At 60.2% G+C, this 24,674-nt stretch carries 26 protein-coding genes and 1 pseudogene; 19 read left to right on the top strand and 8 right to left on the bottom strand.

Annotation, left to right across the window (positions count from 1 at the left end; all coding sequences use genetic code 11):
- A complete protein-coding gene (gene truA / locus ACOERD_RS26380; RefSeq protein ID WP_419740986.1) occupies positions 1-765 on the bottom strand; it encodes a tRNA pseudouridine(38-40) synthase TruA in 765 nt (254 codons plus the stop codon).
- Between the two features lie 107 nt (positions 766-872).
- Between truA and ACOERD_RS26375 the strand changes: the two genes are divergently transcribed.
- From ACOERD_RS26375 to ACOERD_RS26345, 7 genes are all read left to right on the top strand, one after another.
- Positions 873-2,288, top strand: a complete 1,416-nt coding sequence (locus ACOERD_RS26375; protein WP_419740985.1) for a YcjX family protein — start codon at positions 873-875, stop codon at positions 2,286-2,288.
- Positions 2,285-2,740: an N-acetyltransferase family protein gene (locus ACOERD_RS26370; RefSeq protein WP_419740984.1), complete on the top strand. Its 456-nt coding sequence runs from the start codon at positions 2,285-2,287 to the stop codon at positions 2,738-2,740. Before ACOERD_RS26375 ends, ACOERD_RS26370 begins: the two co-directional genes overlap by 4 nt.
- Complete coding sequence (locus tag ACOERD_RS26365; RefSeq protein ID WP_419740983.1) at positions 2,733-3,722, top strand: YcjF family protein; 990 nt, start codon at positions 2,733-2,735, stop codon at positions 3,720-3,722. Before ACOERD_RS26370 ends, ACOERD_RS26365 begins: the two co-directional genes overlap by 8 nt.
- Before the next feature lie 59 nt (positions 3,723-3,781).
- The gene (locus ACOERD_RS26360; RefSeq protein ID WP_419740982.1) at positions 3,782-4,492 is read left to right on the top strand and encodes a VIT1/CCC1 transporter family protein; all 711 of its coding nucleotides are present in this window, start codon (positions 3,782-3,784) and stop codon (positions 4,490-4,492) included.
- A gap of 216 nt (positions 4,493-4,708) precedes the next feature.
- Complete coding sequence (gene ileS / locus ACOERD_RS26355) at positions 4,709-7,621, top strand: isoleucine--tRNA ligase (protein WP_419740981.1); 2,913 nt, start codon at positions 4,709-4,711, stop codon at positions 7,619-7,621.
- A 138-nt stretch (positions 7,622-7,759) separates the two neighbouring features.
- Complete coding sequence (locus ACOERD_RS26350) at positions 7,760-8,215, top strand: methylated-DNA--[protein]-cysteine S-methyltransferase (RefSeq protein WP_170527598.1); 456 nt, start codon at positions 7,760-7,762, stop codon at positions 8,213-8,215.
- A gap of 76 nt (positions 8,216-8,291) precedes the next feature.
- Entirely contained in the window at positions 8,292-8,759 is a 468-nt protein-coding gene (locus ACOERD_RS26345; RefSeq protein WP_170377775.1) for a hypothetical protein, read from the top strand.
- Here ACOERD_RS26345 and ACOERD_RS26340 read toward each other — a convergent pair.
- From ACOERD_RS26340 to ACOERD_RS26330, 3 genes and pseudogenes are all read right to left on the bottom strand, one after another.
- Positions 8,744-9,457 (bottom strand): CDP-alcohol phosphatidyltransferase family protein, encoded by a 714-nt coding sequence (locus ACOERD_RS26340; RefSeq protein ID WP_170377777.1) that lies wholly within the window; start codon positions 9,455-9,457, stop codon positions 8,744-8,746. The genes ACOERD_RS26345 and ACOERD_RS26340 overlap by 16 nt on opposite strands.
- 88 nt (positions 9,458-9,545) lie before the next feature.
- Positions 9,546-9,914: pseudogene (locus tag ACOERD_RS26335) on the bottom strand (tyrosine-type recombinase/integrase); the annotation flags it as partial.
- A 102-nt stretch (positions 9,915-10,016) separates the two neighbouring features.
- Positions 10,017-11,759, bottom strand: a complete 1,743-nt coding sequence (locus tag ACOERD_RS26330) for an IS1634 family transposase (RefSeq protein WP_419737624.1) — start codon at positions 11,757-11,759, stop codon at positions 10,017-10,019.
- Here ACOERD_RS26330 and ACOERD_RS26325 point away from each other — a divergent pair.
- Positions 11,752-12,132, top strand: a complete 381-nt coding sequence (locus tag ACOERD_RS26325) for a hypothetical protein (protein WP_419740980.1) — start codon at positions 11,752-11,754, stop codon at positions 12,130-12,132. The genes ACOERD_RS26330 and ACOERD_RS26325 overlap by 8 nt on opposite strands.
- Here ACOERD_RS26325 and ACOERD_RS26320 read toward each other — a convergent pair.
- The 3 genes from ACOERD_RS26320 to fsa all read right to left on the bottom strand — a co-directional run bounded on the left by ACOERD_RS26320 (position 12,023) and on the right by fsa (position 14,499).
- A complete protein-coding gene (locus ACOERD_RS26320; RefSeq protein WP_419740979.1) occupies positions 12,023-12,943 on the bottom strand; it encodes a tyrosine recombinase XerC in 921 nt (306 codons plus the stop codon). The genes ACOERD_RS26325 and ACOERD_RS26320 overlap by 110 nt on opposite strands.
- Complete coding sequence (locus tag ACOERD_RS26315) at positions 12,940-13,647, bottom strand: DUF484 family protein (protein ID WP_419740978.1); 708 nt, start codon at positions 13,645-13,647, stop codon at positions 12,940-12,942. The genes ACOERD_RS26320 and ACOERD_RS26315 overlap by 4 nt, the downstream gene beginning before the upstream one ends.
- A 198-nt stretch (positions 13,648-13,845) precedes the next feature.
- A complete protein-coding gene (gene fsa, locus ACOERD_RS26310) occupies positions 13,846-14,499 on the bottom strand; it encodes a fructose-6-phosphate aldolase (RefSeq protein WP_050603155.1) in 654 nt (217 codons plus the stop codon).
- A gap of 88 nt (positions 14,500-14,587) precedes the next feature.
- Here fsa and ACOERD_RS26305 point away from each other — a divergent pair, with 88 nt between their 5' ends.
- The 4 genes from ACOERD_RS26305 to ACOERD_RS26290 all read left to right on the top strand — a co-directional run bounded on the left by ACOERD_RS26305 (position 14,588) and on the right by ACOERD_RS26290 (position 19,488).
- A complete protein-coding gene (locus tag ACOERD_RS26305; RefSeq protein ID WP_419740977.1) occupies positions 14,588-16,783 on the top strand; it encodes a primosomal protein N' in 2,196 nt (731 codons plus the stop codon).
- Between the two features lie 80 nt (positions 16,784-16,863).
- Entirely contained in the window at positions 16,864-18,096 is a 1,233-nt protein-coding gene (locus ACOERD_RS26300) for an MFS transporter (protein WP_170477551.1), read from the top strand.
- 66 nt (positions 18,097-18,162) lie between these two features.
- Complete coding sequence (locus tag ACOERD_RS26295; protein ID WP_419740976.1) at positions 18,163-19,035, top strand: 50S ribosomal protein L11 methyltransferase; 873 nt, start codon at positions 18,163-18,165, stop codon at positions 19,033-19,035.
- Positions 19,036-19,143: 108 nt separating this feature from the next.
- Complete coding sequence (locus tag ACOERD_RS26290) at positions 19,144-19,488, top strand: hypothetical protein (RefSeq protein ID WP_170489464.1); 345 nt, start codon at positions 19,144-19,146, stop codon at positions 19,486-19,488.
- Between the two features lie 91 nt (positions 19,489-19,579).
- Here ACOERD_RS26290 and ACOERD_RS26285 read toward each other — a convergent pair whose 3' ends face one another.
- Entirely contained in the window at positions 19,580-19,795 is a 216-nt protein-coding gene (locus ACOERD_RS26285) for a DUF1127 domain-containing protein (protein ID WP_170527607.1), read from the bottom strand.
- Between the two features lie 332 nt (positions 19,796-20,127).
- On the opposite strand from ACOERD_RS26285, the gene ruvC reads away from it, so the two are divergent.
- The 7 genes from ruvC (at position 20,128) to tolR (ending at position 24,666) form a co-directional block, all read left to right on the top strand.
- Complete coding sequence (gene ruvC, locus ACOERD_RS26280; protein ID WP_419740975.1) at positions 20,128-20,625, top strand: crossover junction endodeoxyribonuclease RuvC; 498 nt, start codon at positions 20,128-20,130, stop codon at positions 20,623-20,625.
- Positions 20,622-21,299 carry a Holliday junction branch migration protein RuvA gene (ruvA, locus tag ACOERD_RS26275; protein ID WP_419740974.1) on the top strand — a complete coding sequence of 226 codons (678 nt, stop codon included), beginning with the start codon at positions 20,622-20,624 and terminating at the stop codon, positions 21,297-21,299. Before ruvC ends, ruvA begins: the two co-directional genes overlap by 4 nt.
- A gap of 4 nt (positions 21,300-21,303) precedes the next feature.
- Positions 21,304-22,323 carry a Holliday junction branch migration DNA helicase RuvB gene (gene ruvB, locus ACOERD_RS26270; RefSeq protein ID WP_419740973.1) on the top strand — a complete coding sequence of 340 codons (1,020 nt, stop codon included), beginning with the start codon at positions 21,304-21,306 and terminating at the stop codon, positions 22,321-22,323.
- A gap of 63 nt (positions 22,324-22,386) precedes the next feature.
- Entirely contained in the window at positions 22,387-23,010 is a 624-nt protein-coding gene (locus ACOERD_RS26265; RefSeq protein WP_419740972.1) for a hypothetical protein, read from the top strand.
- Positions 23,007-23,390: a tol-pal system-associated acyl-CoA thioesterase gene (ybgC, locus tag ACOERD_RS26260; protein ID WP_419740971.1), complete on the top strand. Its 384-nt coding sequence runs from the start codon at positions 23,007-23,009 to the stop codon at positions 23,388-23,390. Before ACOERD_RS26265 ends, ybgC begins: the two co-directional genes overlap by 4 nt.
- 107 nt (positions 23,391-23,497) lie before the next feature.
- Positions 23,498-24,193 (top strand): protein TolQ, encoded by a 696-nt coding sequence (gene tolQ / locus ACOERD_RS26255; protein ID WP_419740970.1) that lies wholly within the window; start codon positions 23,498-23,500, stop codon positions 24,191-24,193.
- 2 nt (positions 24,194-24,195) lie between these two features.
- Complete coding sequence (gene tolR, locus ACOERD_RS26250) at positions 24,196-24,666, top strand: protein TolR (protein WP_170462265.1); 471 nt, start codon at positions 24,196-24,198, stop codon at positions 24,664-24,666.
- Positions 24,667-24,674 lie beyond the last annotated feature (8 nt).

Here is a 24,674-nt window from a genome sequence, read left to right as displayed (position 1 = left end):
CTAGAAAACCGGATCAGGGTAACCGACCCGCGCCAGATACAGCCCTTGCGGCGGGCAAACCGGCCCGCAGGCGGCGCGATCCTCGGCCTCTAGCGCGTCGCGCACATCCTCGGGCGACCACGACCCCGCGCCAACACGTTCCAGCGTTCCTACAAAGCTGCGCACCTGATTGTGCAGGAATGACCGCGCGCGCACGTGAAAATGCACCTCGGGGCCAGAGAAGCCCTGCACCTGTTCTACCCGCAACTCATCCAGAGTTTTCACCGGACTGGCCGCCTGACAGATTGAGGATCGGAAAGTGGTGAAATCATGCCGCCCGATCAACATATCCGCGCCCGCCTGCATGGCCTCGACATCCAGTTGATGGTTGATCTGCCAGACCTGACCTTTGTCGTGGGTAGCAGGCGCGCGGCGCATGAGAATGCGGAACAGGTATTGACGTTCAACCGCCGTAAAGCGCGCGTGCCAGTCATCGTCGACCCTCGCTGCCTGTACGATCGCCACCGGCTGCGGCTTAAGGTGATAGTTCAACGCCTCGGACAGGCGGAACGGATCCCACTCCTTGACCAGATCGCAATGCGCCACTTGCCCCAGCGCATGCACACCCGCATCGGTGCGTCCGGCGGCAGCAATGGTGTGATCGCCCGGCTGGATGCGGGATAGGGCCCTTTCAATGGCCCCCTGAACTGAGGGCAGCTCTTTCTGGCGTTGCCATCCGGCAAACGGCTCCCCTTGGTATTCGACTTTCAAAGCATATCTGGGCATGGGCCGCTGGTAGCGCGCGACGCGCAAACGGGCAAGGGGGCGAAAGCGCTGGCATGTCCGGCAGCGGCTACCTATCTTGGGCGAAACGATTATTGCGGGGCGACAATTTGGTCATCTCATCCCTGGCAGACAGTCTTGTGCGCGGCGTCGAATCCATTGGCGACAGCGTGTCCGAGACGTTTTTCGAGCCGGTTATCCGTCTGGGCGTCACCGGTCTGGCGCGCTCCGGCAAGACGGTTTTCATCACGTCGCTGGTGGCAAACCTGCTGGACCGGGGCCGCATGAGCGGCCTGGTTGCGCAGCAAGAGGGACGCATCAACGCGGCCTACCTGCAACCGCAGCCAGACGACACGGTCCCGCGGTTCGACTACGAATCTCACCTCTCCGACCTCACAGGCCCACAACCGCACTGGCCCGAAAGCACACGCGCCGTGTCCGAGCTGCGCCTGTCCTTCAAGGCGCGACCGGCTGGATTGCTGGCAGGGCTTCAGGGACCACGCACCGTACATCTGGACATCGTGGACTATCCTGGCGAGTGGCTTCTGGACCTCGCGCTGCTGGACAAATCCTACGCCGACTGGTCGCATGAGGCGCTGTCGCGCATCGAAAACCGTCCCGAGGCGGCCGAGTTTCTGGCGCAAGCCCGTGGCACCGATCTGACGGCAACGCATGACGAGCCGACCGCGCAGGCTCTGGCCGCTGCGTTCACGACCTATCTGAACACCGCGCGGGATGCTGGTTTCTACGACTGCACGCCGGGTCGTTTTCTGTTGCCTGGCGATCTGGCAGGTTCTCCGGTTCTGACCTTTGCGCCTTTGCCGGTGACCGACCCCTCGCGCCGTCGCACCCTGCAGCGCGAGATGGAGCGGCGCTTCGAGGCTTATAAATCCCAAGTGGTGAAACCGTTTTTCCGCGATCATTTCTCACGGATCGACCGTCAGGTTGTGCTGGTCGACGCGCTGGGCGCAATCCACAAAGGCCCGCAAGCGGTCGAGGATATGCGCCGCGCCATGGGCGATATCCTCTCGGCCTTCCGTCCCGGGCGCAACGCGTGGCTCAGCCAGTTGTTGCTGGGCAAACGGGTTGAGCGCATTCTGTTTGCGGCCACCAAGGCCGACCACTTGCACCACACGCAACACCCCCGCCTGACCGCGATCATGCAGGCCCTGACGCGTGAGGCGCGAGACCGGGCGAGCTTCGCTGGCGCTGAAACGGCAGCCCTGTCGCTGGCCTCTTTGCGCGCGACGACGGAAGAGATGCGCAGCCACAACGGAACCGAGCTGCCCTGCGTTCGGGGCACCTTGCTGGACAGTGGCAAACAAGCCGCGTTCTACCCCGGAGAGCTGCCGGATGATCCATCCCATCTGCTCGGACCCGCCCGGAATGGGGCCGATGCGTGGCTTAGCGACGACTATAGTTTCATGGCCTTCGCTCCAGCCCAGTTGACGCTGCGCCCGGGCGACGGCCCGCCGCATATCCGGTTGGACCGGGCCGCTCAGTTCTTGATCGGAGACCGGCTGTGACTGTTACCCTCCGCCCCGCCCGCAGCACCGATGCTGGTGCGACCGGAGAGATCTTGCACAGGTTTTCACGCGAGAATGACTGGATGCCCGACCTCCACAGCTGCGCCGAAACCATCGCCTTTTGCGGCCGTATGATTGATCAAAGCTGGGTTACCGTTGCCGAGGTCTCGGACACAGTGGTTGGATTTTTGGCCCTGAACGGATCGGATGTGCATTCCCTGTACTTGACGCCTGCTGCGCGCGGGCAGGGGATCGGCAAGCGGTTGCTGGATCACGCGAAGGCGCAGCACTCGCGGCTGACGCTGTTTGCATTTCAGGCCAACACCGGCGCGTGCAGGTTCTATGAACGCAACGGCTTTGCCGAGGTCGCCCGAAGCGACGGGGCGGACAACGATGAAAACCTGCCTGACATCAAATATGTCTGGCGCAGTGAAGGGGCAGAGAATGGCTAAAGGCCCGGTCCTGATCGACCTCGAAACAGACGAACCCGCCGCAGACGTGGCCAAGGCCCCTCCGGTACCCGATCTGGTGCCGCCGCAAGGGCAGGCCATGCAAAGCGCGGCGCGATTTGCTGCCCGCAAACCCTCGGCCTTGGCGCGTTGGTTCTGGGGGTTGGCGCTGGCGGTAGTCGGGGCTGCGATTTCGGTCGCCGCATGGGATTTCGCGACCTCGCTGATCGCACGTGCGCCCATTCTGGGCTGGGTCGTCACAGGTTTGATCGGAGCGTTGGTCCTTCTCACACTGATCATCGCCGTCCGTGAACTGGCCGCAATTGGCCGCCTGTCCCGCGTCGACGGATTGCGCCGCGCAGCGGATGAGGCGTTGGCGGATGCTGAACTTACCAAGGCGCGCGCGGTCACGACCCGCCTGATTGCATTCTACAAGGGTCGGGATGAGACAAAGTGGGGCCGTGATCGGCTGTCTGAACGTCTGTCAGAACACTTCGACGCCTCTGGCCTGCTGGCTTTGGCCGAGGATGAACTGCTGGCCCCGTTGGACGCCGCCGCGAGCCGCGAGGTTGAGGCTGCAGCCCGGCAGGTGGCCACGGTCACGGCCTTGGTGCCTCTGGCCCTTGCGGATGTGGTCACGGCCCTTGCGACCTCGTTGCGGATGATCCGGCGGGTGGCCGAGATCTATGGCGGGCGGGCCGGGTTTCTGGGCAGCTGGCGCTTGACGCGCTCCGTTTTCGTGCATCTGGTGGCGACCGGTGCTGTGGCCGTCGGCGACGACTTGTTGGAGCCTGTTTTGGGTGGATCGGTCCTCAGCAAATTGTCGCGCCGTTTTGGCGAAGGTTTGGTGAACGGTGCCCTCAGCGCCCGAGTCGGAGTGGCCGCGATGGAAGTGTGTCGACCCTTGCCCTTCTCGGATCGTCACAAGCCGTCGGTCCGAACGATGATCAAAAGGGCGTTGCAGGGGCTGTTCAGTAAGACTTGATCTGACGCAAAGCGGTATGGCACGCCATTCGTCACAGTGAATGTGACAGAAAGCGAGCCATGACAGATCACGGTCACAGCCAGCAGGAAATCGAACAGAGAATTAGCGACCCGCCCGGGCGGGGCGTTTTGCGTGACATCGTGTACGGGGGCATAGACGGGTCGGTCACCACATTTGCGATCGTTGCGGGCGTTGCAGGTGCAGGGCTGTCGTCGTTCGTAATTGTCGCTCTGGGCTTGGCCAATGTGCTGGCCGACGGGTTTTCGATGGCCGTTGGCAACTATTCAGGCACCAAGGCTGAATTGGACAATATCAAACGCATTCGAGCCATCGAAAAGCGCCACATCGCACTCTACCCAGATGGCGAACGTGATGAGGTGCGCGAGAACCTTGCGCAGAAAGGTTTGTCCGGGCAGGTGTTGGAGGATGCGACAGAGGCTATCACCGCGGACCGCGAAAACTGGATCAACCTGATGATCGAGGGCGAATACGGGCTTGGCAGCGTAGATCCTCATCCGGTGAAGGCTGCGATGGCCACGTTTCTGGCCTTTCTTGTGGCCGGAATGGTTCCTTTGCTGCCGTTTCTGCTGGCTCTGGACAACGCTTTCACTGTCTCCGTCTGCATGACCATGGGGGTGTTTTTCGCCATCGGAGCGCTGAAAAGCCGGTGGTCGCTGACCCCGTGGTGGCGCTCGGGGCTTGAGACGTTTGCCATCGGCGGTGCGGCGGCTATGATTGCCTATTTCGTGGGGTCGTTGTTTCACCCTTAGCCCGATGATGTAGCGCCATTCGTCGCATGGGTCGGAGCCTCTGGACCATCGGGCATGGGCGGCTTATAAGCGCCCCTATGTATGACCGGATGGCCATCATTATTCGAATTATATCCCCGGCGCTCTGACCCTCTGAGACGCCGGGCAAAGGTGTTTGAGACTTCGCACCGACCGCTTCGATCCTAGTACGACCAGATCATCCAAAGGACGCCCCCAATGTGCGCCGACACGATCCAGACACCTGACTACAAAGACACGCTGAACCTGCCCAAGACTGAATTCCCTATGCGCGCCGGATTGCCCAAGCGCGAACCTGCATGGCTGGAGCGTTGGGAAAAGATTGGCGTATATGACCGCCTGCGCGAGAAAGAGGGCCGCACGCCCTTTACCCTGCACGATGGCCCACCCTACGCGAACGGCCACCTGCATATCGGCCACGCGCTGAACAAGACCATCAAGGATATGATCGTGCGGTCCCATCAGATGATGGGCTTCGACGCGCGCTATGTGCCCGGTTGGGATTGTCACGGTCTGCCCATCGAGTGGAAGATCGAGGAACAGTACCGCAAGAAGGGCAAGAACAAGGACGAGGTGAACATCGTCGACTTCCGTCAGGAGTGCCGCAAGTTCGCCGAAGGCTGGATCGACATCCAGCGCGAAGAGTTCAAGCGCCTGGGCATCACCGGCAACTGGCCGGATCCCTACATCACCATGGACTACAATGCCGAGGCCGTGATTGCGGATGAGTTCATGAAGTTCTTGATGAACGGTACTCTCTATCAGGGCTCAAAACCCGTTATGTGGTCGCCCATCGAGAAGACCGCGCTGGCCGAGGCCGAGGTCGAGTATCACGACAAGGAAAGCTTCACCATCTGGGTGAAGTTCAAGGTCGTGAATGCGGGCGATTTGGACAACGCATTTGTTGTAATCTGGACCACGACCCCTTGGACCATGCCGTCTAACAAGGCGGTCGTCTATGGCAAAGACATCTCGTACGGCCTCTACGAAGTCACCGGCGCGCCCGAGGAATGCTGGGCCAGTGTGGGTGACAAGTTCCTGCTGGCCGACAATCTGGCCGCCGATGTGCTGGGCCGCGCGCGTCTGAACGACGACCAGTGGACCCGTGTCCGCGATGTGACCAGTGATGAGCTGGCAGGTGTGCAACTGACCCACCCGCTGGCCGGGGCCGAAGGCGGCAATGGCGAATGGGATGACATCCGCGACTTCCGCGCCGCTGAGTTCGTGACCGATACCGAAGGGACCGGTTTCGTCCACTGTGCACCGTCGCACGGTATGGAGGAATTTGAGCTCTACCGCGATCTGGGCATGCTCGAGCAGGTCATCACTTATAACGTGATGGACGACGGCTCGTTCCGCGCTGATCTGCCGTTCTTTGGCGGCAAATACATTCTGTCCCGCAAGGGCGGTGAGGGTGATGCGAACAAAGCGGTCATCGACAAGCTGGTCGAGGTTGGCGGGCTGCTGGCGCGTGGTAAGATCAAGCACAGCTATCCGCATTCGTGGCGCTCGAAAGCGCCGATCATCTATCGCAACACGCCGCAGTGGTTTGCATCCGTTGACCGCAAGCTGGACGATGGCATGGGTGAGATGGGCGACACCATCCGCGAACGCGCCCTGCGCTCGATCGACGAGTTGGTGAAGTGGACGCCGCAGACTGGCCGTAATCGACTTTATTCGATGATTGAGGCACGTCCGGATTGGGTTTTGTCGCGTCAGCGCGCCTGGGGTGTGCCGCTGACCTGCTTCACCAAGAAAGGCGCTCTGCCCACCGACGCGGATTATTTGCTGCGCAACGCGGACCTGAACGCGCGCATCAAGGCCGCGTTCGAGAAAGACGGCGCGGATATCTGGTACACCGACGGGTTCAAAGAGAAGATCCTCGACGGCATCGCCAACCCCGACGACTACGATCAGGTGTTCGACGTGTTGGACGTGTGGTTCGACTCGGGCTCGACCCATGCTTTCGTTCTGCGCGACCGTGAGGACGGCACGGAAGACGGTATCGCCGATGTATACATGGAAGGCACCGACCAGCACCGCGGGTGGTTCCATTCGTCGATGCTGCAGGCCTGTGGCACCAAGGGGCGCGCGCCCTATCGCAACGTGGTGACCCATGGCTTCACGCTGGATGCCAAGGGCAACAAGATGTCCAAATCTCTGGGCAACACCATCGTGCCGGAGGAGGTCGTCAAGCAATACGGCGCTGATATCCTGCGCCTGTGGGTGGCTCAGACCGACTATACCGCCGACCAGCGGATCGGGCCGGAAATACTGAAAGGCACCGCCGACAGCTATCGCCGTCTGCGCAACACGATGCGTTTCATGCTGGGATCATTGGCCGACTTCACCGAGGCCGACCGCGTCGCGCCCGAGGATATGCCGCGTCTGGAACGCTGGGTCCTCAGCCGTCTGGCCGATCTGGATGAGCAGGTCCGAAAAGGTTATGCAGAATTCGATTTCCAGGGCGTGTTCAGCGCGGTCTTCACCTTTGCCACGGTTGATTTGTCGTCCTTCTACTTCGACGTCCGTAAGGACGCGCTGTATTGCGATGGCGACAGCCTGCGTCGCCGCGCGGCCCGTACCGTGCTGGATATCCTGTTCCACCGCCTGACCACATGGCTGGCCCCGGTTTTGGTCTTCACCATGGAAGAGGTTTGGCTGGAGCGGTTCCCCGGCGACGACAGCTCGGTCCATCTGGTGGACTTCCCGGAGACCCCGGCCGATTGGCGTGAGGCCGAGTTGGAAGAGGCTGTTGCCAAGGTCCGCCGTGTTCGCCGCGCCGTGACCGCCGCGCTGGAGGTTCAGCGTCAGGACAAGGTGATCGGATCGAGCCTCGAGGCTGCTCCGATCGTGCATGTCGAAGATCAGGACACTGTTGCGCTTTTGGCGACGTTTGATGTGGACGATCTGTGCATCACCTCGGGCCTGACGGTCTCCAAGGATCCGGCGCCGGCCGAAGCCTTCCGTGTGCCCGAGATTGAGGGCGTTGGTGTGGTATTCGAAAAGGCGGAAGGCGACAAATGCCAACGCTGCTGGAAGATTCTGCCCGACGTGGGACGGCATAGTCATGCGGGCGTCTGTGGGCGCTGTGATGAAGCACTGAGCTGAAGTGCCTCTTGAGTGAGGTGGGCGGAGTCTTTTTGCGAGGCTCTGCCTCGCGCTCCGAGGTATTTTTGAACAGAAGAAGAGGCGGGCGCGTTGCGATATGCGTTGCGCTTTGCCTGCAAATGCTGGCAGCCTTCGGTTATGCCGATGATTGCAGTACAGACCCAGTTCGGGTGTCTTGGGGTTGAGGAACAGGATGGGGCGATCACGCGTCTTGTCTGGGGTGGCGTGAGCGACGGGCCCGAGACACCTTTGTTGCGTGAAGCGGCGGCACAGTTGACGGCCTATGACGACGGGCGGCTTGAGCGGTTCGATCTGCCTTATCATATTTCAGGGTCCGAGTTTCAGCGGCAGGTCTGTGATTTGATGTATGCGATCCCGCTCGGCGAAACCCGCACCTATGGGGATATCGCCAAGGAGCTGGGCCAGCCGCCTCAGCCGGTGGGGCAGGCCTGTGGGGCGAACCCGATCCCTGTCATCATTCCGTGCCATCGTGTTCTGGCTGCCAATGGGCTGGGCGGGTTCTCAGGCGATGGCGGGGTTGAGACCAAAGTGGCCCTGTTGCTACACGAAAAGGCGGCGGGTCTGTTGATCTGATCGGTGAAAACCTGTTGCATTCCAACGTCTCGAGCCTCACCTTGTTTCAAAAGGAGAGTTCGAAGGATCCCATTGAATGACCGACCAAGCAGAACGCGCCGCGGAAAAGAAAGCCATCATAGACCGACTGATGTCGCTGGAGGCGCAGGAACTGGCCACGGCCCAGGCACATTACGACGCCTTTTTGAAAGATGCCCAACTGGATGATCGAGAGGGGCATGACAAGGATGATATCGCAGCCTCGCGTGAGAATGCAGACCTTGCTGCGGCGTTCGACGCGCCGGTACACGCGCATCACGCCAAGATCGACGTGATTGAGAACACCAATTTCGGTATCACTGATACGGTCCAGCCCGGCGCGGTCATCAAGTTCAACAATCGCCGTTTTGTTGTCTGCGTCTCGACCACTCGGTTCGATGTGGATGGCAAGACCTATATGGGGATCTCAACCCAGAGCCCGATTTATCTGGCCATGATTGGCCTGCAGGCGGGCGACGTCTTCACCCATAACGGGACGGAGTTTGAGGTTCAGGACGTTTTGTAATCGGCGCTTTTCCGTTGCGGAATGATCTGCTGCGCAATGCCTGCGAAGACCAGATACAGGCTGGTCACAACCAGTCCCCAATGCGCCCAGCTTTCGGGGTGGAAATCTACCCAGGCTGCCCAACCGGCAAAGAAGGTCCAGGCCAGAGCCATGGGCAGAGTCACGCTGCGCCAGCGCTCAGTGCGGACGGGGTGAACGAATTTCAAGGGCAGGAACATGGCGACGGCCAGAAGGGTTACTAGAACGAGGCTGACCCAGAAGTTTGGCTCGAGCGCGAAGATCACGATGACAAACATGTTCCAGCATCCGGGGAAGCCAGAGAACGAGTTGTCCTTGGTCTTCATCCGCGTGTCGGCAAAGTACATGGCGCTGGCGAATGTGATGACGATGATCGCAAACCACCCTGTCCAGCCATCCATCAAGCCGGATTTAAACAGCGCATAGGCCGGTATGAACACATAGGTCAGGTAATCGATGATCAGATCCAACAGGACACCATCAAACTCGGGCGCATTTTTCTTGACGTGATAATGGCGGGCCAAGGGGCCGTCGATGCCGTCGACGATGAAGGAAACCACAAGCCACAGATACATCAGGCTCCATTTTTCATCCACGGCCGCCAGCATGGCGAGCATTGCGAAAACGGCTCCGGTTGCGGTGAAAAGATGAACGGCAAGCGCTTTGAATCTAAGTGTCATGCCCGTGTCATGAAGGATGTGAGGGGCAGATGCAAAGCAAAAAGACAGTTTGGTTGCAAGGACATTGAGGATGCCGTGCTTTTGGACCTCAGGCCTTTGGGTGGGCGCGGTTGTAGACCTCCATCAGGCGGGCGGTATCGACGGCCGTATAGGTCTGGGTGGTGGATAGCGAGGCGTGGCCCAGAAGCTCTTGAATAGCGCGCAGGTCCCCACCGGCTGAGAGCAGATGCGTGGCAAAACTGTGCCGCATGGCATGGGGCGTCGCGGTCGCTGGCAGGCCGAGCTGCATGCGGGCCTTGGACATGACCTCTTGTATCGCGCGGGGATTCAGCGCTCCGCCCCGGACACCGCGAAACAGGGCAAGGTTGTCTGATTTCGGATGCGGGCAGAGTTGGAGATAGTGATCCACCGCTTCGCGGGCGGCAGGAAGGACCGGGACGATCCTCTCCTGACTTCCGACATTTTTTCGTATAAGTCATTGATATTATTATGCCTTGGTTGCCAAAAGGCACTACACGGACTTTTTTCGCCAGCGATTGTTTCGGAGTGTTGAGGGAGCTCAGGCTTTGGTCTGGCCAGTTTTTCGGGTGCGCCCGGGGGGTATCTTGAAAGGGGCTTCGTTCCAGGTCAGGCCGACGCAGGTGAGGATGCGTCTGGCATCGACCGTGGCATGGCTTGGCATGCCGTAGCGGTCAGGGGTGCCTTTGTGGCGCAGGATCGAGAGCTGCAATGCGTTCAACTCGTTGCGGATACGAGCCGGGCTCATCGGGTGTCCGAGCAGGTCCAGATGCTTGCGCAGGTGCTGCAGGCAGCAGAAGGCCATGTAGCAGATGGCGATATGGGCCCGGACCCGACGCGGCGACCAGTGATAGATGGGCCGGATTTTCAGATCGTGCTTGTTGGTGCGGAAGCAGGCTTCGATCTCCCACAACTGGTGATAGCGGGCAATGACGTCCTGTGCCTCCAGTTCGTCCGCACCATGAACAACAATGGCATGCAGCCCGTCCCATTGTGCCGCTGCCTTGATCTTTGCATCATCCAGCGTGACGTCCCCGCTGTCGGGGAAGGCCAGGAAGCGGCCATATCCCCGGCTGCTGAAGCTGCCGGGTTTGCGAGAGCGCTTGAGCTTCTTGTGCAGCTTTTCGATTGCCTTGTCGCGCTTGTGGGCATCATTGCGTGCCCGGGTGGGTGACCAGGTCACAATGACCCGCGCTCCCTCCTGGTCGATCACCTTGTACCAGCCCTTCTCGGTTGCCTCTTCAGAACCGTGTCCAGCCCAAGGCTGGCGTCCCTCCGGGCTCAAAATGTTCGCCTTCACGGCGGCCGGGGCGGACTTCATGCGATAGCCGAGGATGTAGGGCAGACCCTTGTTCTGCAACATCTGCTGGTTGTCCTTGCTGAGCATGGCGGCATCGGCCACGAACGTGACCCTGGCCACGTCGAAGCGTCCCTCCAACGCCTTCAGCGCAGCTTCCAGCGTATGACCTTCCCAGGTGTTTCCCGGGAAGAGTTCATAGCCCACAGGCAGCCCATCGGAGGTGACGATCAGCGCCAGCATGACCTGAGCGCGGTGATGCTTGCCATCCTTGCTGAAGCCCTTGGCCAGAAGATGATCCTGCTCGACCCCGTCCGCATCCTCGGCCGGGTCCTCGCGCTCGGTGTCAAAGGCCAGGGTCGTGCAATCGTAGAACAGCACGGTCACTGGCCCGCCCAGCAACTTCTCTGCCGCCGCGTGAGAGGTTTTGCAAATCCCGTCTATCACCGGCGTATTGATGTAATCCATGCTCCGATAGACCACGTCCAGATTGAGCGTGATGCCTGCCTGGTTCTCCAACGCCTCCACGGTCGCGCGCTTGCTCTCGGGCTGTGCGATCCGCGCCATAACCAGCTCTTTCACAATGCGATTGGCACTTTTACGCGCCGCCCCCAGAAGGGCCCCCCAACCCAGTTGGTCATACATCGTCCCCATGACATCCCGCAGACCCAGAGAGACCCGCGCCTCCTCACGGCACTCGGCAAGATCAACGCCAAGCTTGTCCGGCCGCGGAGCGCGGCGCACCAGCGCCTGCAGATCGGCATATTCCGTGGGCGTGAACAGTTCCATTTGCGGCGAGCGATCAATGCGTAATTGCTCCATCAAGCGGCCCGCCAGACGCTTGATATCCTCAATCTCGCTGTCGTTATGGGCCACACCCACATGGCGCAGGATCTTCTGGCGTACCTTGGAGCCGGTGCGGACGGATTCAACGATCTGGATCCGTGTGCGGTTGAGCTTTGCGTCATGTTTGGTGCGGATGAACATGGGCGAAGAGGTTAGCCATCTGAAGGCCCATGTCAATACTTTTTATAATAATGGGGCACTACAACGCGCCTCTGAGCAACCACACCTGAAAACAAACCAAAAACCCAGTCAGATCAACAAAAAGGTCGGAAGTCAGGAAAAGATGAACGGCAAGCGCTTTGAATCTAAGTGTCATGCCCGTGTCATGAAGGATGTGAGGGGCAGATGCAAAGCAAAAAGACAGTTTGGTTGCAAGGACATTGAGGATGCCGTGCTTTTGGACCTCAGGCCTTTGGGTGGGCGCGGTTGTAGACCTCCATCAGGCGGGCGGTATCGACGGCCGTATAGGTCTGGGTGGTGGATAGCGAGGCGTGGCCCAGAAGCTCTTGAATAGCGCGCAGGTCCCCACCGGCTGAGAGCAGATGCGTGGCAAAACTGTGCCGCATGGCATGGGGCGTCGCGGTCGCTGGCAGGCCGAGCTGCATGCGGGCCTTGGACATGACCTCTTGTATCGCGCGGGGATTCAGCGCTCCGCCCCGGACACCGCGAAACAGGGCAAGGTTGTCTGATTTCGGATGCGGGCAGAGTTGGAGATAGTGATCCACCGCTTCGCGGGCGGCAGGAAGGACCGGGACGATCCTCTCTTTGTCGCCTTTGCCTGTAATGCGCAGGGTTGCTGGCAGTGGGGCATCTGCACCGGTCAGAGACAACGCTTCGGAGATGCGCAACCCGCAACCGTAGAGCAGCGTGACTACAGCCACATCACGGGCTGAGACCCAGTCATTGCTGGATTGCAGTTCGACCGTTTCAATCATGGCGCGGGCTGCGTCCTCGGCCAGAGGGCGAGGGAGCTTTTTGGTGAATTTCGGCGCGCGGGTTGATAGGACGGCTGTCGGTTCGAAGCCTTCACGCTCCGCAAGCCAACGGTAGAAGCTTTTGACTGCTGATAGTTTTCGGGCCAGAGAGCGCGCACCCACGCCGCTTTCGCGCTGATCCGCCATCCAGGCGCGCATGTCCGAGACGGTGATGCGTTCGAGCGCGGCGATGCCGTGGCGGTCTCCATGGTGGAGGGTCATGAAGGAGAGGAAATCGGTGACATCCCCGCGATAGGCGTTTTGGGTGTTCTGAGACCGCCCTGCCAGCGCGCCCAGGCTCTCCAACCAATGTTGGAGCGCATCTCGGCAGGCTGGCGAAATCAGGCTCACGACAGCCAGTGGCGCATCGAGCGTTCGAACACGCCAGCAAAGAACGACAGTAGATCGGTTCCAAGTTGCGGCGTGAAATGCCTAGGGTCCGAGGCCCCCATGACAATCAGACCGGGCAGGCGACCGGTTCCAAGATCCAGCTTGAGGCAGGCCTCGGACCTGAGTTGAGCGGCAAGAGTTCCGAACACGCGCTGGTTTGGCTGCTGGATTTCGCGCAAGATGACGTCGCGCGCAGGACCGCCGCGATCGTAGGTGAGGTATTGGTCGACAAAACCCGGTTCGACAACGGTCAGCGTGCCGCCCAGCTTGTCGATTGCGGGATCATCCATAAGGGCGGTGGTTTCAAGCACCAGCGTGATGCGCTGGACCCGCAGGATATCGGCGACATCCTGGCCGAGGACGCGCAGGAAGTCCTCGAACTCAACCGGTTCCAGAAGACGCAGAATGGCGCGGTGGACCTGATTGGTCCCGGCAAGGTTTTCATAGGCTGCGGCGATGACGGACCGGTGCGTGTCTTCCAAGCGGTCCAGTCTGGCTTCGAGCCGTTGCATGGCGATGCCGCGCAGGTCGATGACGTTGTCGCCTCGGGCCTGTTCATTGGCGTCCACCAGTGCCTGCATCAGATCTTTGTCATCCAGCAAAGCATCAGGCTTGGCCAGAATCGCGGCTCGGAGGTTGTCCTCGAGTTTTGGGTTGCTGCTCATGTCCCGTCCGGTCGTTTTTTGTTTTGGCGGCTTATAGCACGGCCAACCGGAATTACCTTGGGAAAAATGCACGTCTGGGTGGATTTCGTTTTGCGCTGTGTCCGGAGCGCTCCCGCATGCTTGGCGCTGATCAAAGATCAGCCCCGCACAGTTGGGCCGGGCGCGGCGCCTGTCGGCACCGCGCGGTCGTGCAAAGGGTCAGAGGATTTTCTGACCGGTTTTGGCCCAGTCTGCCAGGAAGGTCTCAAGGCCTTTGTCAGTCAGCGGGTGGTCAGCCAGTTTCTTAATGACGGCGGGCGGTGCGGTGATCACGTCGGCACCAATGCGCGCGCTGTCGGTCACGTGGTTCACGGTACGGATCGAGGCGGCGAGGATTTCGGTCTCAAACCCGTAGTTGTCATAGACCTGACGGATATCGGCGATCAGATCCATGCCGTCGAGGTTGATGTCATCAAGACGACCAATGAAGGGTGAAATGAAGGTCGCGCCTGCTTTTGCAGCAAGCAGCGCCTGGTTGGTCGAGAAGCACAGGGTAACGTTGACCATCTGGCCTTCGTCGCTGAGGGTTTTGCAGGTTTTAAGACCGGCCCATGTCAGCGGTACTTTGACCGCGATGTTTGGCGCGATCTTGGCCAGCTTGCGGCCTTCCGCGATCATGTCGTCGGCCTCGGTGGCGACAACTTCGGCGGACACGGGGCCGTCGACCAGATCACAGATCTCTTTGGTGACTTCCAAAATGTCGCGGCCTGATTTCAGGATCAGCGAAGGGTTGGTGGTGACGCCGTCCACCATGCCCAGGTCGTTCAGTTCGGCAATGGCGTCGATCTCGGCAGTGTCTACGAAGAATTTCATGCGGGCAGTCCTTTGATGGGTTGGCCTTGGTCGCGGATGGCTTTACCTCAAAGAGACCCCTGCTGGAACCCCCTGCATAGGATATGCTGTGAGCGCTAACGGATTTTTCGACGAAGGAGAGCTGGTTGCGGTGCTGACCACGCAGCCTCTGGACCGGACGTTGGATTACAAGGCGCCCGAAGGTGGCTGCTTTCTGGGTGCCTTTGTTGAGGTGCCTCTGGGTCCACGAAAAGTGATGGGCGTAGTTTGGGGACCGGGGCAGGGCGGGTTCGATCTGGCCAAGGCGCGGTCCGTGATCCGGGTGTTAGAGGTTGCACCCATGCGCGAAGAGATGCGGGTGTTTCTAGGGAAAGTGGCGGACTACACGCTGACACCGATGCCTGCGATGCTGCGTCTTGCGACCCGCGCCCCGGGTTTGGGGGATCCGCCCTCGATGCGTAAGGTCTACCGGTTGGGTGCATCTGAACCGGATCGGATGACCGATGCCCGCACCCGGGTGCTTGAGGTGTTGAAAGAGTATGGCGGGCTGGCCTTCACCTTGAAGGAACTGGCCGAGCAGGCCGGGGTAACCACCTCTGTCGTCAAGGGGTTGGTCAAACTGGGCGCGGTTCGGGAAGAGGACAGCCCGCGCGATTTACCATACCCCCATCTCGATCCCGAGTTGCCCGGTAAAGACCTGACCGAGGATCAGGCGGCAGCCGTGGCGCGGCTGCAGGCGGGCCAGCGGACCGGCACCTACGGCACAACGCTGCTGAAAGGTGTGACCGGTTCGGGCAAGACGGAGGTCTATCTTGAGGCCGTCGCCGAAGCTCTGCGCATGGGGCGGCAGGCGCTGGTTCTGCTGCCTGAGATTGCGCTGACGGCCGAATTTCTAACCCGAGTCGAGGCCCGGTTTGGTGCCCGCCCGGCCGAGTGGCATTCAGGGGCTACGATGACCGAGCGTCGCCGGGTCTGGCGAATGGTCGGGCAGGGCGAGGCGCAACTTGTCGTGGGTGCGCGCTCGGCCCTGTTCCTGCCATTCCGTGACTTGGGTTTGGTTGTGGTCGATGAGGAACACGACACCTCCTACAAACAGGAAGACGGCGTGCATTACAGCGCACGGGACATGGCGGTTCTGCGCTCGGCCATTTGTGGCGGGCGGGTGATTCTGGCCAGCGCGACGCCCTCGTTGGAAACCTGGGCCAATGCCGAGGCTGGCAAGTATGAGCGGCTGGATCTGACCTCGCGCTTCGGGGCGGCGGTTCTGCCCGAGATGAAGCCGATCGACATGCGGGCCGAGCAAATGCAGACGGGGACGTGGATTTCCCCGTCCTTGCGGCAGGCAGTGCGGCAACGGATCGAAAAAGGCGAACAGTCGCTGCTGTTCATCAACCGTCGCGGCTATGCGCCGGTGACCTTGTGCCGGGCCTGTGGGGAGCAGATCGCCTGCGATCATTGCGACGCGCGGATGGTAGAGCACCGATTCCTCAAGCGCCTGATGTGCCATCAATGCGGCGAGACAAAGCCGATGCCCGAGGCATGCCCCTCTTGCGGGGTCGAAGGGAAACTGGCCCCGGTTGGGCCGGGGATCGAGCGGCTGGCGGAAGAGGCCGAGGCGACGTTCCCCGAGGCCAAGATCGCGATGCTCAGTTCGGACCTGTTCGGCTCGGCCCGCGCGTTGAAGGCCAAGATCGAAGAGATCGCCGAGGGCGACGCCGATATCGTCATCGGCACGCAGCTGGTGGCCAAGGGGCATAACTTTCCCAAACTGACGCTGGTGGGGGTCATTGATGCCGATCTCAGCCTGCATGGCGCGGATTTGCGCGCGGCAGAGCGGACGTTTCAACTGATGCGACAGGTGGCGGGGCGTGCGGGGCGCGCAGACAAGCCGGGGCAGGCGCTGCTACAGACGTTTCAGCCCGAGCATCCGGTCATCCGCGCCATTCTGTCGGGTGATGAGGAAGGCTTCTGGAAGGCGGAGGCTGCCGGTCGCCAAGCCGCCGGTGTGCCGCCCTATGGGCGCATGGCGGGGATCGTGTTGTCTGGTCCCGAGGTCGCTCCGGTCTTTGATATCGGCAACGCGATGGCGCGCAATGATGCACTGCTGCGCGAGATTGGCGCTCAGGTCTTTGGTCCAGCGCCTGCGCCGATTGCCCGCATCCGAGGCAGGCATCGCGTGCGCCTTTTGGTCAAGGCTCCCAAGGGCGCCCCCATTCAGGACGCCATCGCCCGCTGGATCGCGCCGCTGCGCCTGAAAGGGGATATCCGCCTGACCGTCGATATCGACCCGCAGAACTTCTACTGACCTCTGCACAGGCGCAGAGCGAATGTGCGCTGGGATCTCTCCTCTCGCCAAAGCGCAAAAATCGGCGTAGAGGGAGTCGCATGTTGAAACCCATGCCACTTTCCGAGGCGCAAAGCCTGCCGTTCTGGCGGCGCCCGATCACGCTACTGTTCATGATGGCGCTGACTATGCCCATTGCCTTCAATGGGTGGAGCGCGCTGTTGAACAACTTCGTCATCGAAGTGGCGAATTTCGATGGCGCAGATATCGGTTTGCTGCACACGGTGCGGGAAATACCGGGTTTTCTGGCCGTCGGCGTGATCGCTGTGATCATCTTTGTGCGGGAACAGGTGCTGGCCATGATCTCGCTGATGATGCTGGGTGTGGCGACGGCGGTGACTGCATGGTTCCCAAGCCTTGGCGGGCTGTTGTTCGTAACGCTTTTTAGCTCAATCGGCTTTCACTACTACGAGACGGTCAATCAGTCGCTACAGTTACAATGGCTGCCAAAGGACCGCGCGCCGCAGATTCTGGGATGGCTTGTGGCAATGGGCTCGGCGGCCACGGCAGTGGTCTATGGGCTGATCGTCCTGACATGGGACCGTTTCGACCTGTCCTATAACTTCGTCTTCATGATGGCGGGCGGTGCGACGGCGCTTTTGGCTCTGTTTTGCCTGCTGGCCTATCCGCAATTCGACGCGCCGACGCCGCAGACCAAAAAGCTGATCCTGCGCAAACGCTACTGGCTGTATTACGCGCTCCAATTTATGGCGGGCGCGCGCCGTCAGATCTTTGTGGTGTTCGCGGGCTTCATGATGGTCGAGAAATTCGGGTTCGAGGTCCACGAACTCACCAGCCTGTATCTGATCAACCTTGTGATCAATATGGCGGCGGCTCCGATGCTGGGCAAAGCGGTGTCCAAATTTGGCGAGCGACGGACATTGATCTTCGAATATGCCGGGCTTGCCATTGTCTTCGCAGCCTATGGTGGCATCTACTGGTTTGGGTGGGGCGTGGTTCTGGCCGCGACCCTCTATGTGATCGACCATGTGCTGTTCGCGCTGGCTTTGGCCCTGAAGACCTACTTCCAGAAAATCGCTGATCCAGCCGATATCGCACCGACGGCCGCTGTGGCGTTTACCATCAACCATATCGCCGCGGTTTTCCTGCCCGCGCTTCTTGGGTTGCTTTGGGTGGCCTCACCTGGCGCGGTGTTCGCACTGGCGGCGGCGATGGCGATGATCTCGCTCGCCCTGTCTCTGTTGATCCCGCGCCATCCCGAGCCGGGCAATGAGACGATCCTGACCAAATACGCGCCGGCCCCCGCTGAATAGGCGCAAGAGCTTGACCTTAGCGGGCCCACGCCCTAGGCGCTGTCCTGACCTAGACAGGAGGCCCCCATGCCCACATTCACCGCTCTTACTACGTTGACCGGTAAGAAACCCGCCGAAGGTCTTGGCGAAGCGATGGAGCGTCTGGATCCCGAACCAACCGGCGTTGGCGTTTTCGAGGTCGAAGATGGCTCGGGCCTGTGGGAGGTTGGCGGGTACTTCACCGAAGCCCCCGATGAGACGGCGCTGGCCGTGCTGGCTGCGGCCTTTGAGGCCAAACCCTTTGTGGTGTCTGAACTGCCCGAAACGGACTGGGTCGCCCATGTGCGTCGCGAACTGGCCCCTGTCGAGGCAGGTCGTTTCTTTGTCTATGGCAGCCACGATGCCGACAAGCTACCCGAAGGTCGGATCCCCCTGTTGATCGAGGCCGCGATGGCCTTTGGCACCGGGCACCACGGAACCACACTGGGCTGTCTGAAGGCGCTGGACCAATTGCTGGACGAAGGGTTCTCGGCCAGAAAGGTCGCCGATATCGGGTGCGGAACTGCGGTACTGGCCATGGCGGCTGCGCGCGTTTGGGAAGGGGACATCATCGCCAGTGACATTGATCAGGTTGCCGTCGATGTGGCCGAAGCGAACCTGAAGGCCAATGGCATGTCCGGTCAGGTTCACTGTGTCGAGGCCGCTGGCTTCGATCACCCGGACCTGAACGCGCACGCGCCCTATGATTTGATTTTCGCCAACATCCTGAAGGGTCCGCTGGTCGCTTTGTCGCCGGAAATCTCGGCGAATCTGCGGGCGGAGGGCTATGCAATCCTGTCGGGAATCCTGAACGAACAGGCCGATGATGTGGTGAATGTTTATTCCCAGAATGGCTTCAATCTTCATCATCGAGATGAGATTGGTGAGTGGACGACGCTAATCTTAAGTAAACAGGGCTAAATCAGGGCCATTTACGGGAGTTTTCTAGAGTCGCGCCACGTTTTTGTCGCAATCTGTGCTTACCGTTTTCTAATCATCTTGATGGGGGGCGGTTTTGTGGAGGCTGCCATGGCGGGAAAACAACTGGAATTTGATCAGCGCGTTCAGCGTCTGAACAAGAAGCACTCGAAGCTCAGCAAAGGCTATCGCGCGACGATGCGCAAAGATGGTCTGGTGGTGATGAAGCCGCAAAGGGTCCGCTCGGCGGTTCCGGCCAAGGTTCTGCTGTTTACCCTGCTGGCGGTTTTCGGCTTCAAGGCGTTTCTCTTGTCCAGCCTTGGCCCCTCAGGGTATCAATACCGCATCGACAGCCTGAAAGAAGGCACCCAGGTCGAACAGGCAGGCGCCTGGATCATGCAGATCGACCCGGTTTCACAGTTCCTCTCGGTTCAGCTCAACAAAGTGCTTTACTAAGCACAAGCTGAAACAGAAAACACCGCGGCCTTTCGGCTCGCGGTGTTTCTTTGCGCCCCTACAGGGAGGAGAAAGGGGCGTAGGGGTCGTCTTACCGGCGACCTTCGGCGATGACGTCGATGTCGCCGCGGCACAGGCCGATATCTTCCAGTTCGCGGTCGCTCAGACCGGTCAGCACGTTGCGTGTGACGCGGGCGTCATTCCAATCGACGGCGGCATGTGCGGCCGATGTGATAAATGCGCCGATACGGCCGACAAGGCCGAATGAGCCAGTGGTGGCGATGCGGGTGGTGTCCAGTGCAGCCATATCCTGTTTCCTTCTGGTTTGTGTGAACATTTGTTCTTGCGATCTGAGCGGCATCTAGTGTCGAAGATTTGCCCGCGCAATAGCATTTTTTGCATGTGTCCTATGCAGTTTTTGCAACGCTTGCTGAATCTGTAAGCGCCTTAAAAACATGGTTAAAATGAGTTCATAAAAGTGTCGATTTCAGACTTTTCGAAGTCGCAAACCGGCCTTTGTGTCGCGTTTAGGATGGCGGTGTCGATTTCAGACTTAGGGTCAATTCGCTTGGAAAATGTTCACGCTTCGTGCTATCCGTTGAAAAAAGATCACAAAACCCGAGCGGGCTGAGGCGAAGCATGCGAATTCTGGGCATTGATCCGGGGCTTAGAACCCTGGGATGGGGCGTCATCGAATCAAACGGCAGCCGGTTGAGCCACGTTTCGAACGGTTTGTGCAAATCCGACGGGGATGATCTAGGCGAGCGGCTGCTGTCTCTGCACAATCAGATTGTCGAGGTCATCGCCGAGTTTAGGCCCGACCAAGCTGCGATTGAGCAGACTTTCGTGAACAAGGATGGTGCCGGGACGTTGAAACTGGGTCAGGCGCGAGGTGTGGCCTTGCTGACGCTGGCGCAGGCCGGGCTGCCTGTGGGGGAATATGCTCCGAACCGGGTCAAGAAAACCGTCGTTGGCGTTGGGCATGCCGAGAAAGAGCAGGTTCTGCACATGGTCAAGCTGCAGCTGCCAGGGTGTTCACCCAAGGGCGCGGATGCGGCCGATGCGCTGGCGATCGCGATCTGTCACGCCTATTACGGCAAGACACAACAGCCGCGTGTGAAAGAGGTGAGGGCATGATCGGTAAACTGACAGGGCGTCTGGACTATCGCGCCGCAGACCACATCCTGATCGACGTGCGGGGCGTGGGTTACATTGTCTATTGCTCGGACAGGACCATGGCTGCGTTGCCGGGCGTGGGTAAGGCGGTCTCGATCTATACCGACATGGTCGTGCGTGAGGACCTGATGCAGCTTTACGGGTTTCTCTCCCTGATCGAGAAGGAATGGCATCGACTGCTGTGTTCGGTTCAGGGCGTTGGGGCCAAGGTCTCGCTGGCCATTCTCAGCGCATTGGGGCCGGATGGGGTAAGCCGCGCGATTGCTCTGGGCGATTGGGGTGCGGTGAAGGCTGCCAAGGGTGTAGGCCCGAAGACCGCGCAGCGCATCGTGCTGGACCTCAAGGATAAGGCGCCGGGGGTTATGGCGATGGGCGGCACCGTGACCGAGGCGATGGACGGACCCGCCTTGGACGTTGTTGAAACCGTCGAGCCGCAGCCAGCACCGAAACGGACTGCAAAACCGGCCTCGGGTTCGGCGGCGGCCTCTGCGGGGGCGTTGTCGGCTTTGTCGAATTTGGGATATGGCCCATCCGAGGCGGCCTCGGCAGTTGCGGAGGCGGCGGCCAATCTGCCCGACGCGGGTGAGGCTGAATTGATCCGCGCGGCGCTCAAGCTGCTGGCTCCGAAAGGGTGATTGAATGGTAGACGCCGATCCCACACTGCGGCCAGACCCTCTGCCCGAAGATAACGACCGCGCCCTGCGCCCGAAGGGGCTGGATGAGTTCATCGGTCAGGCCGAGGCGCGTGCCAACCTGCGCATCTTCATCCAATCCGCCCGACAGCGCGGCGAGGCGATGGATCATACCCTGTTCCATGGCCCTCCTGGTTTAGGGAAAACCACGCTGGCACAAATCATGGCGCGTGAGTTGGGGGTGAATTTCCGTATGACCTCTGGTCCGGTTCTGGCCAAGGCAGGCGACCTGGCGGCGATCCTGACCAATCTGGAAGCGCGGGATGTGTTGTTTATTGACGAAATCCATCGCTTGAACCCGGCGGTTGAGGAAGTTCTCTATCCTGCGATGGAGGATTTTGAGCTGGATTTGGTGATTGGCGAAGGTCCAGCGGCGCGCACCGTTCGGATTGAATTGCAGCCGTTTACGCTGGTCGGGGCGACCACGCGGATGGGTCTGCTGACCACGCCGTTGCGCGACCGTTTTGGTATCCCAACCCGGTTGCAATTCTACACAGTCGATGAGTTGCACGAGATCATAACCCGCAATGCGCGCAAACTAGGCGCGCCAGCGGACGACGACGGCGCGCGTGAGATTGCACGCCGGTCGCGTGGGACGCCTCGGATCGCGGGTCGTTTGCTGCGGCGCGTGGTGGACTTTGCCATCGTCGAGGGCGACGGGCGGATTACGCGCGAATTGGCTGATGGGGCGCTCACCCGCTTGGGTGTGGATCATCTCGGGTTGGACGGCGCGGACCGTCGGTATCTAAAACTGGTCGCCGAGAACTATGGCGGTGGTCCTGTTGGGATTGAGACGATGTCGGCGGCCTTGTCGGAAAGTCGTGACTCGCTTGAGGAAGTGATCGAACCATATTTGCTGCAGCAAGGATTGATACAACGCACGCCACGCGGGCGGATGCTGGCGCAGAAGGCGTGGACGCATTTGGGCATGGCGGCACCAAAGGGTCAGAGCGATCTGTTTGGTTGAAGGCAGCTCCCAGAGATTTTAAGCCTTCAGTGAGAGCATTTTTAAAAAGATGAAAGGCTGGGCGTGACACCGGAAGAGATCGAGGCGCTGTTTACGCGCGAAAGCGGAGAGTTCCTGTTTGCGCGGTGGGGTCGCCCCATCGTACCGATCGTTTTCGGTGTCGAGGATGAGACGCTGGCAACCGTCAAAGGCGCGTTCGAGGCGGTGGTGACGCTGGCCGGACACAAGATGGCCGAAACGGACCCTGAGCTAGGCGCCAATTGCATGGTCTTTTTCTTCCGCGACTGGCAGGAGCTGCTGGAGGTCCCGGATCTGGATCGCCTTGTCCCCGATCTTGCGCCTTCGGTCGAGCGTCTGGTTGCGGCGGACGCCAATCAGTACCGCATCTTCAGGTTCGAAAAAGACGGCGCGATTCGCGCGGCCTTCGTATTCCTGCGCATGGATAAAGAACTATCCAAAGTTCCGGCCGAGACTCTGGCGCTCAGTCAAGTGGTGCAGACCATTCTGCTGTGGTCGGATACGGCGTTTCGAAAGCAATCGCCTCTGGCTGTGGCGGGTGAGGCGACGATCTTGCGCCCGGATATTGCAGGCCTGATCCGGGCCGCTTACGATCCGATCTTGCCGGGGGCGGCACAGGATGCCTCGCACGCGTTGCGTTTGTTTGCCCGGTTGGAGCCGCCGCAATGAAGCACGTATTCCCGGTTCGCGTCTACTATGAAGACACCGACATGGGCGGTGTCGTCTATCACGCGAACTATCTGCGCTACATCGAACGTGCGCGCTCGGACTGGGTGCGCCGTTTGGGCAATGACCAGAACGCCATGCGGGAGGAGGGGATCGTCTGGGTCGTACGTCGGGTCGAGGCGGACTACCTTTCTCCCGCCAAGTTTGATGACGAATTGATCGTCGAAACAGAAGTGACCGAGATTTCAGGCGTCCGCCTGACCATGGCGCAATTGGTGAAACGGGGTGAGACCGATATTTTCCGCGCCTCGGTTACAGCGGTGTGCATCAACAAGGACGGCAAACCAATCCGCCTTCCGGCAGAGATTCGCGCATTGATGTAACATTTTCGCAGCTCGGGGTGGTTCTGTTGGCTTTTCAACCCCAACTGCGTTAGCGTTTGGCAAAACAAGGCCAAACAAACGGCCATCAGGCAAAAAAGAGCAGGTTCATGGAAGCTGAAACGCTGGCGCTGGCGCAGGAGATCGATTTCTCCATGTGGGGGCTGTATGCCCGCGCGACCTTTATCGTAAAACTGGTGATGCTGATGCTGATCGCGGCGTCGATCTGGTCTTGGGGCATCATAATCCAGAAACTCATCAACTATCGCGCGGCCCGGCGTGAGGCGCAGAAGTTTGATGAAAGCTTTCGGTCTGGCAACCCGCTGGATGAGTTGTTCGAGCAGATCGGCTCGCAGCCCGATGGCAGTTCCGAGAAGATATTTGCGGCCGGTATGATCGAATGGCGCAGGTCGCATCGCACGGATGGCGGCTTGATCGCCGGGGCAACGGCCCGGATCGACCGGTCGATGGATGTGGCCATCGCGAAAGAGGCGGAGACATTGCAGAAGGGTCTGCCGATCCTGGCAACTGTCGGCTCAACCGCTCCGTTCATTGGTCTGTTCGGTACGGTCTGGGGCATCATGAACGCCTTTATCGAGATTGCCGAGCAGCAGAATACGAACCTCGCCGTTGTGGCCCCCGGCATTGCCGAGGCACTGTTGGCCACTGGTCTTGGCCTGCTGGCCGCGATCCCGGCAGTGATTTTCTACAATAAGCTCAGCGCGGATAGTGACCGGATTGTCGGAGGTTATGAGGCCTTTGCCGATGAGTTCGCCACCATCCTGTCCCGCCAGTTGGACAGCTAACCATGGGGGCAGCGGTTCAGCAAAGCTCGGGTGGGAACGGACGTAGGCGCGGACGCCGGCGCGGTCGCGCCCAGCCGATGGCTGAGATCAACGTCACGCCGTTTGTCGACGTCATGCTGGTGCTGTTGATCATCTTCATGGTCGCAGCACCTCTGCTGACCGTTGGGGTGCCGGTAGATCTGCCCAAGACTGCCGCAAGCGCCTTGCCCGGCGATAGTGAGGAACCGCTGACCGTTACGCTGACTGCCGATGGCCGTATTCAGATCCAGACCACGGATATCGCGCGCGACGAACTGATTGGGCGGCTGCGCGCCATCGCGGCAGAGCGCAGCAGTGACCGTGTCTTCCTGCGGGCCGATGGGGCAATTCCCTATGCGCAAGTGATGCAGGTGATGGGCGCGCTGAATGCGGGCGGGTTTTCGAATGTGGGTCTGGTGACGGATACCGGCGGGCCGACGCTGGACGATGGGTAAAGGTGGGG

Source organism: Ruegeria sp. (assembly GCF_965199275.1).
Taxonomy (GTDB): Bacteria; Pseudomonadota; Alphaproteobacteria; order Rhodobacterales; family Rhodobacteraceae; genus Ruegeria.
This window is presented reverse-complemented; position numbering and strand designations above follow the sequence as displayed.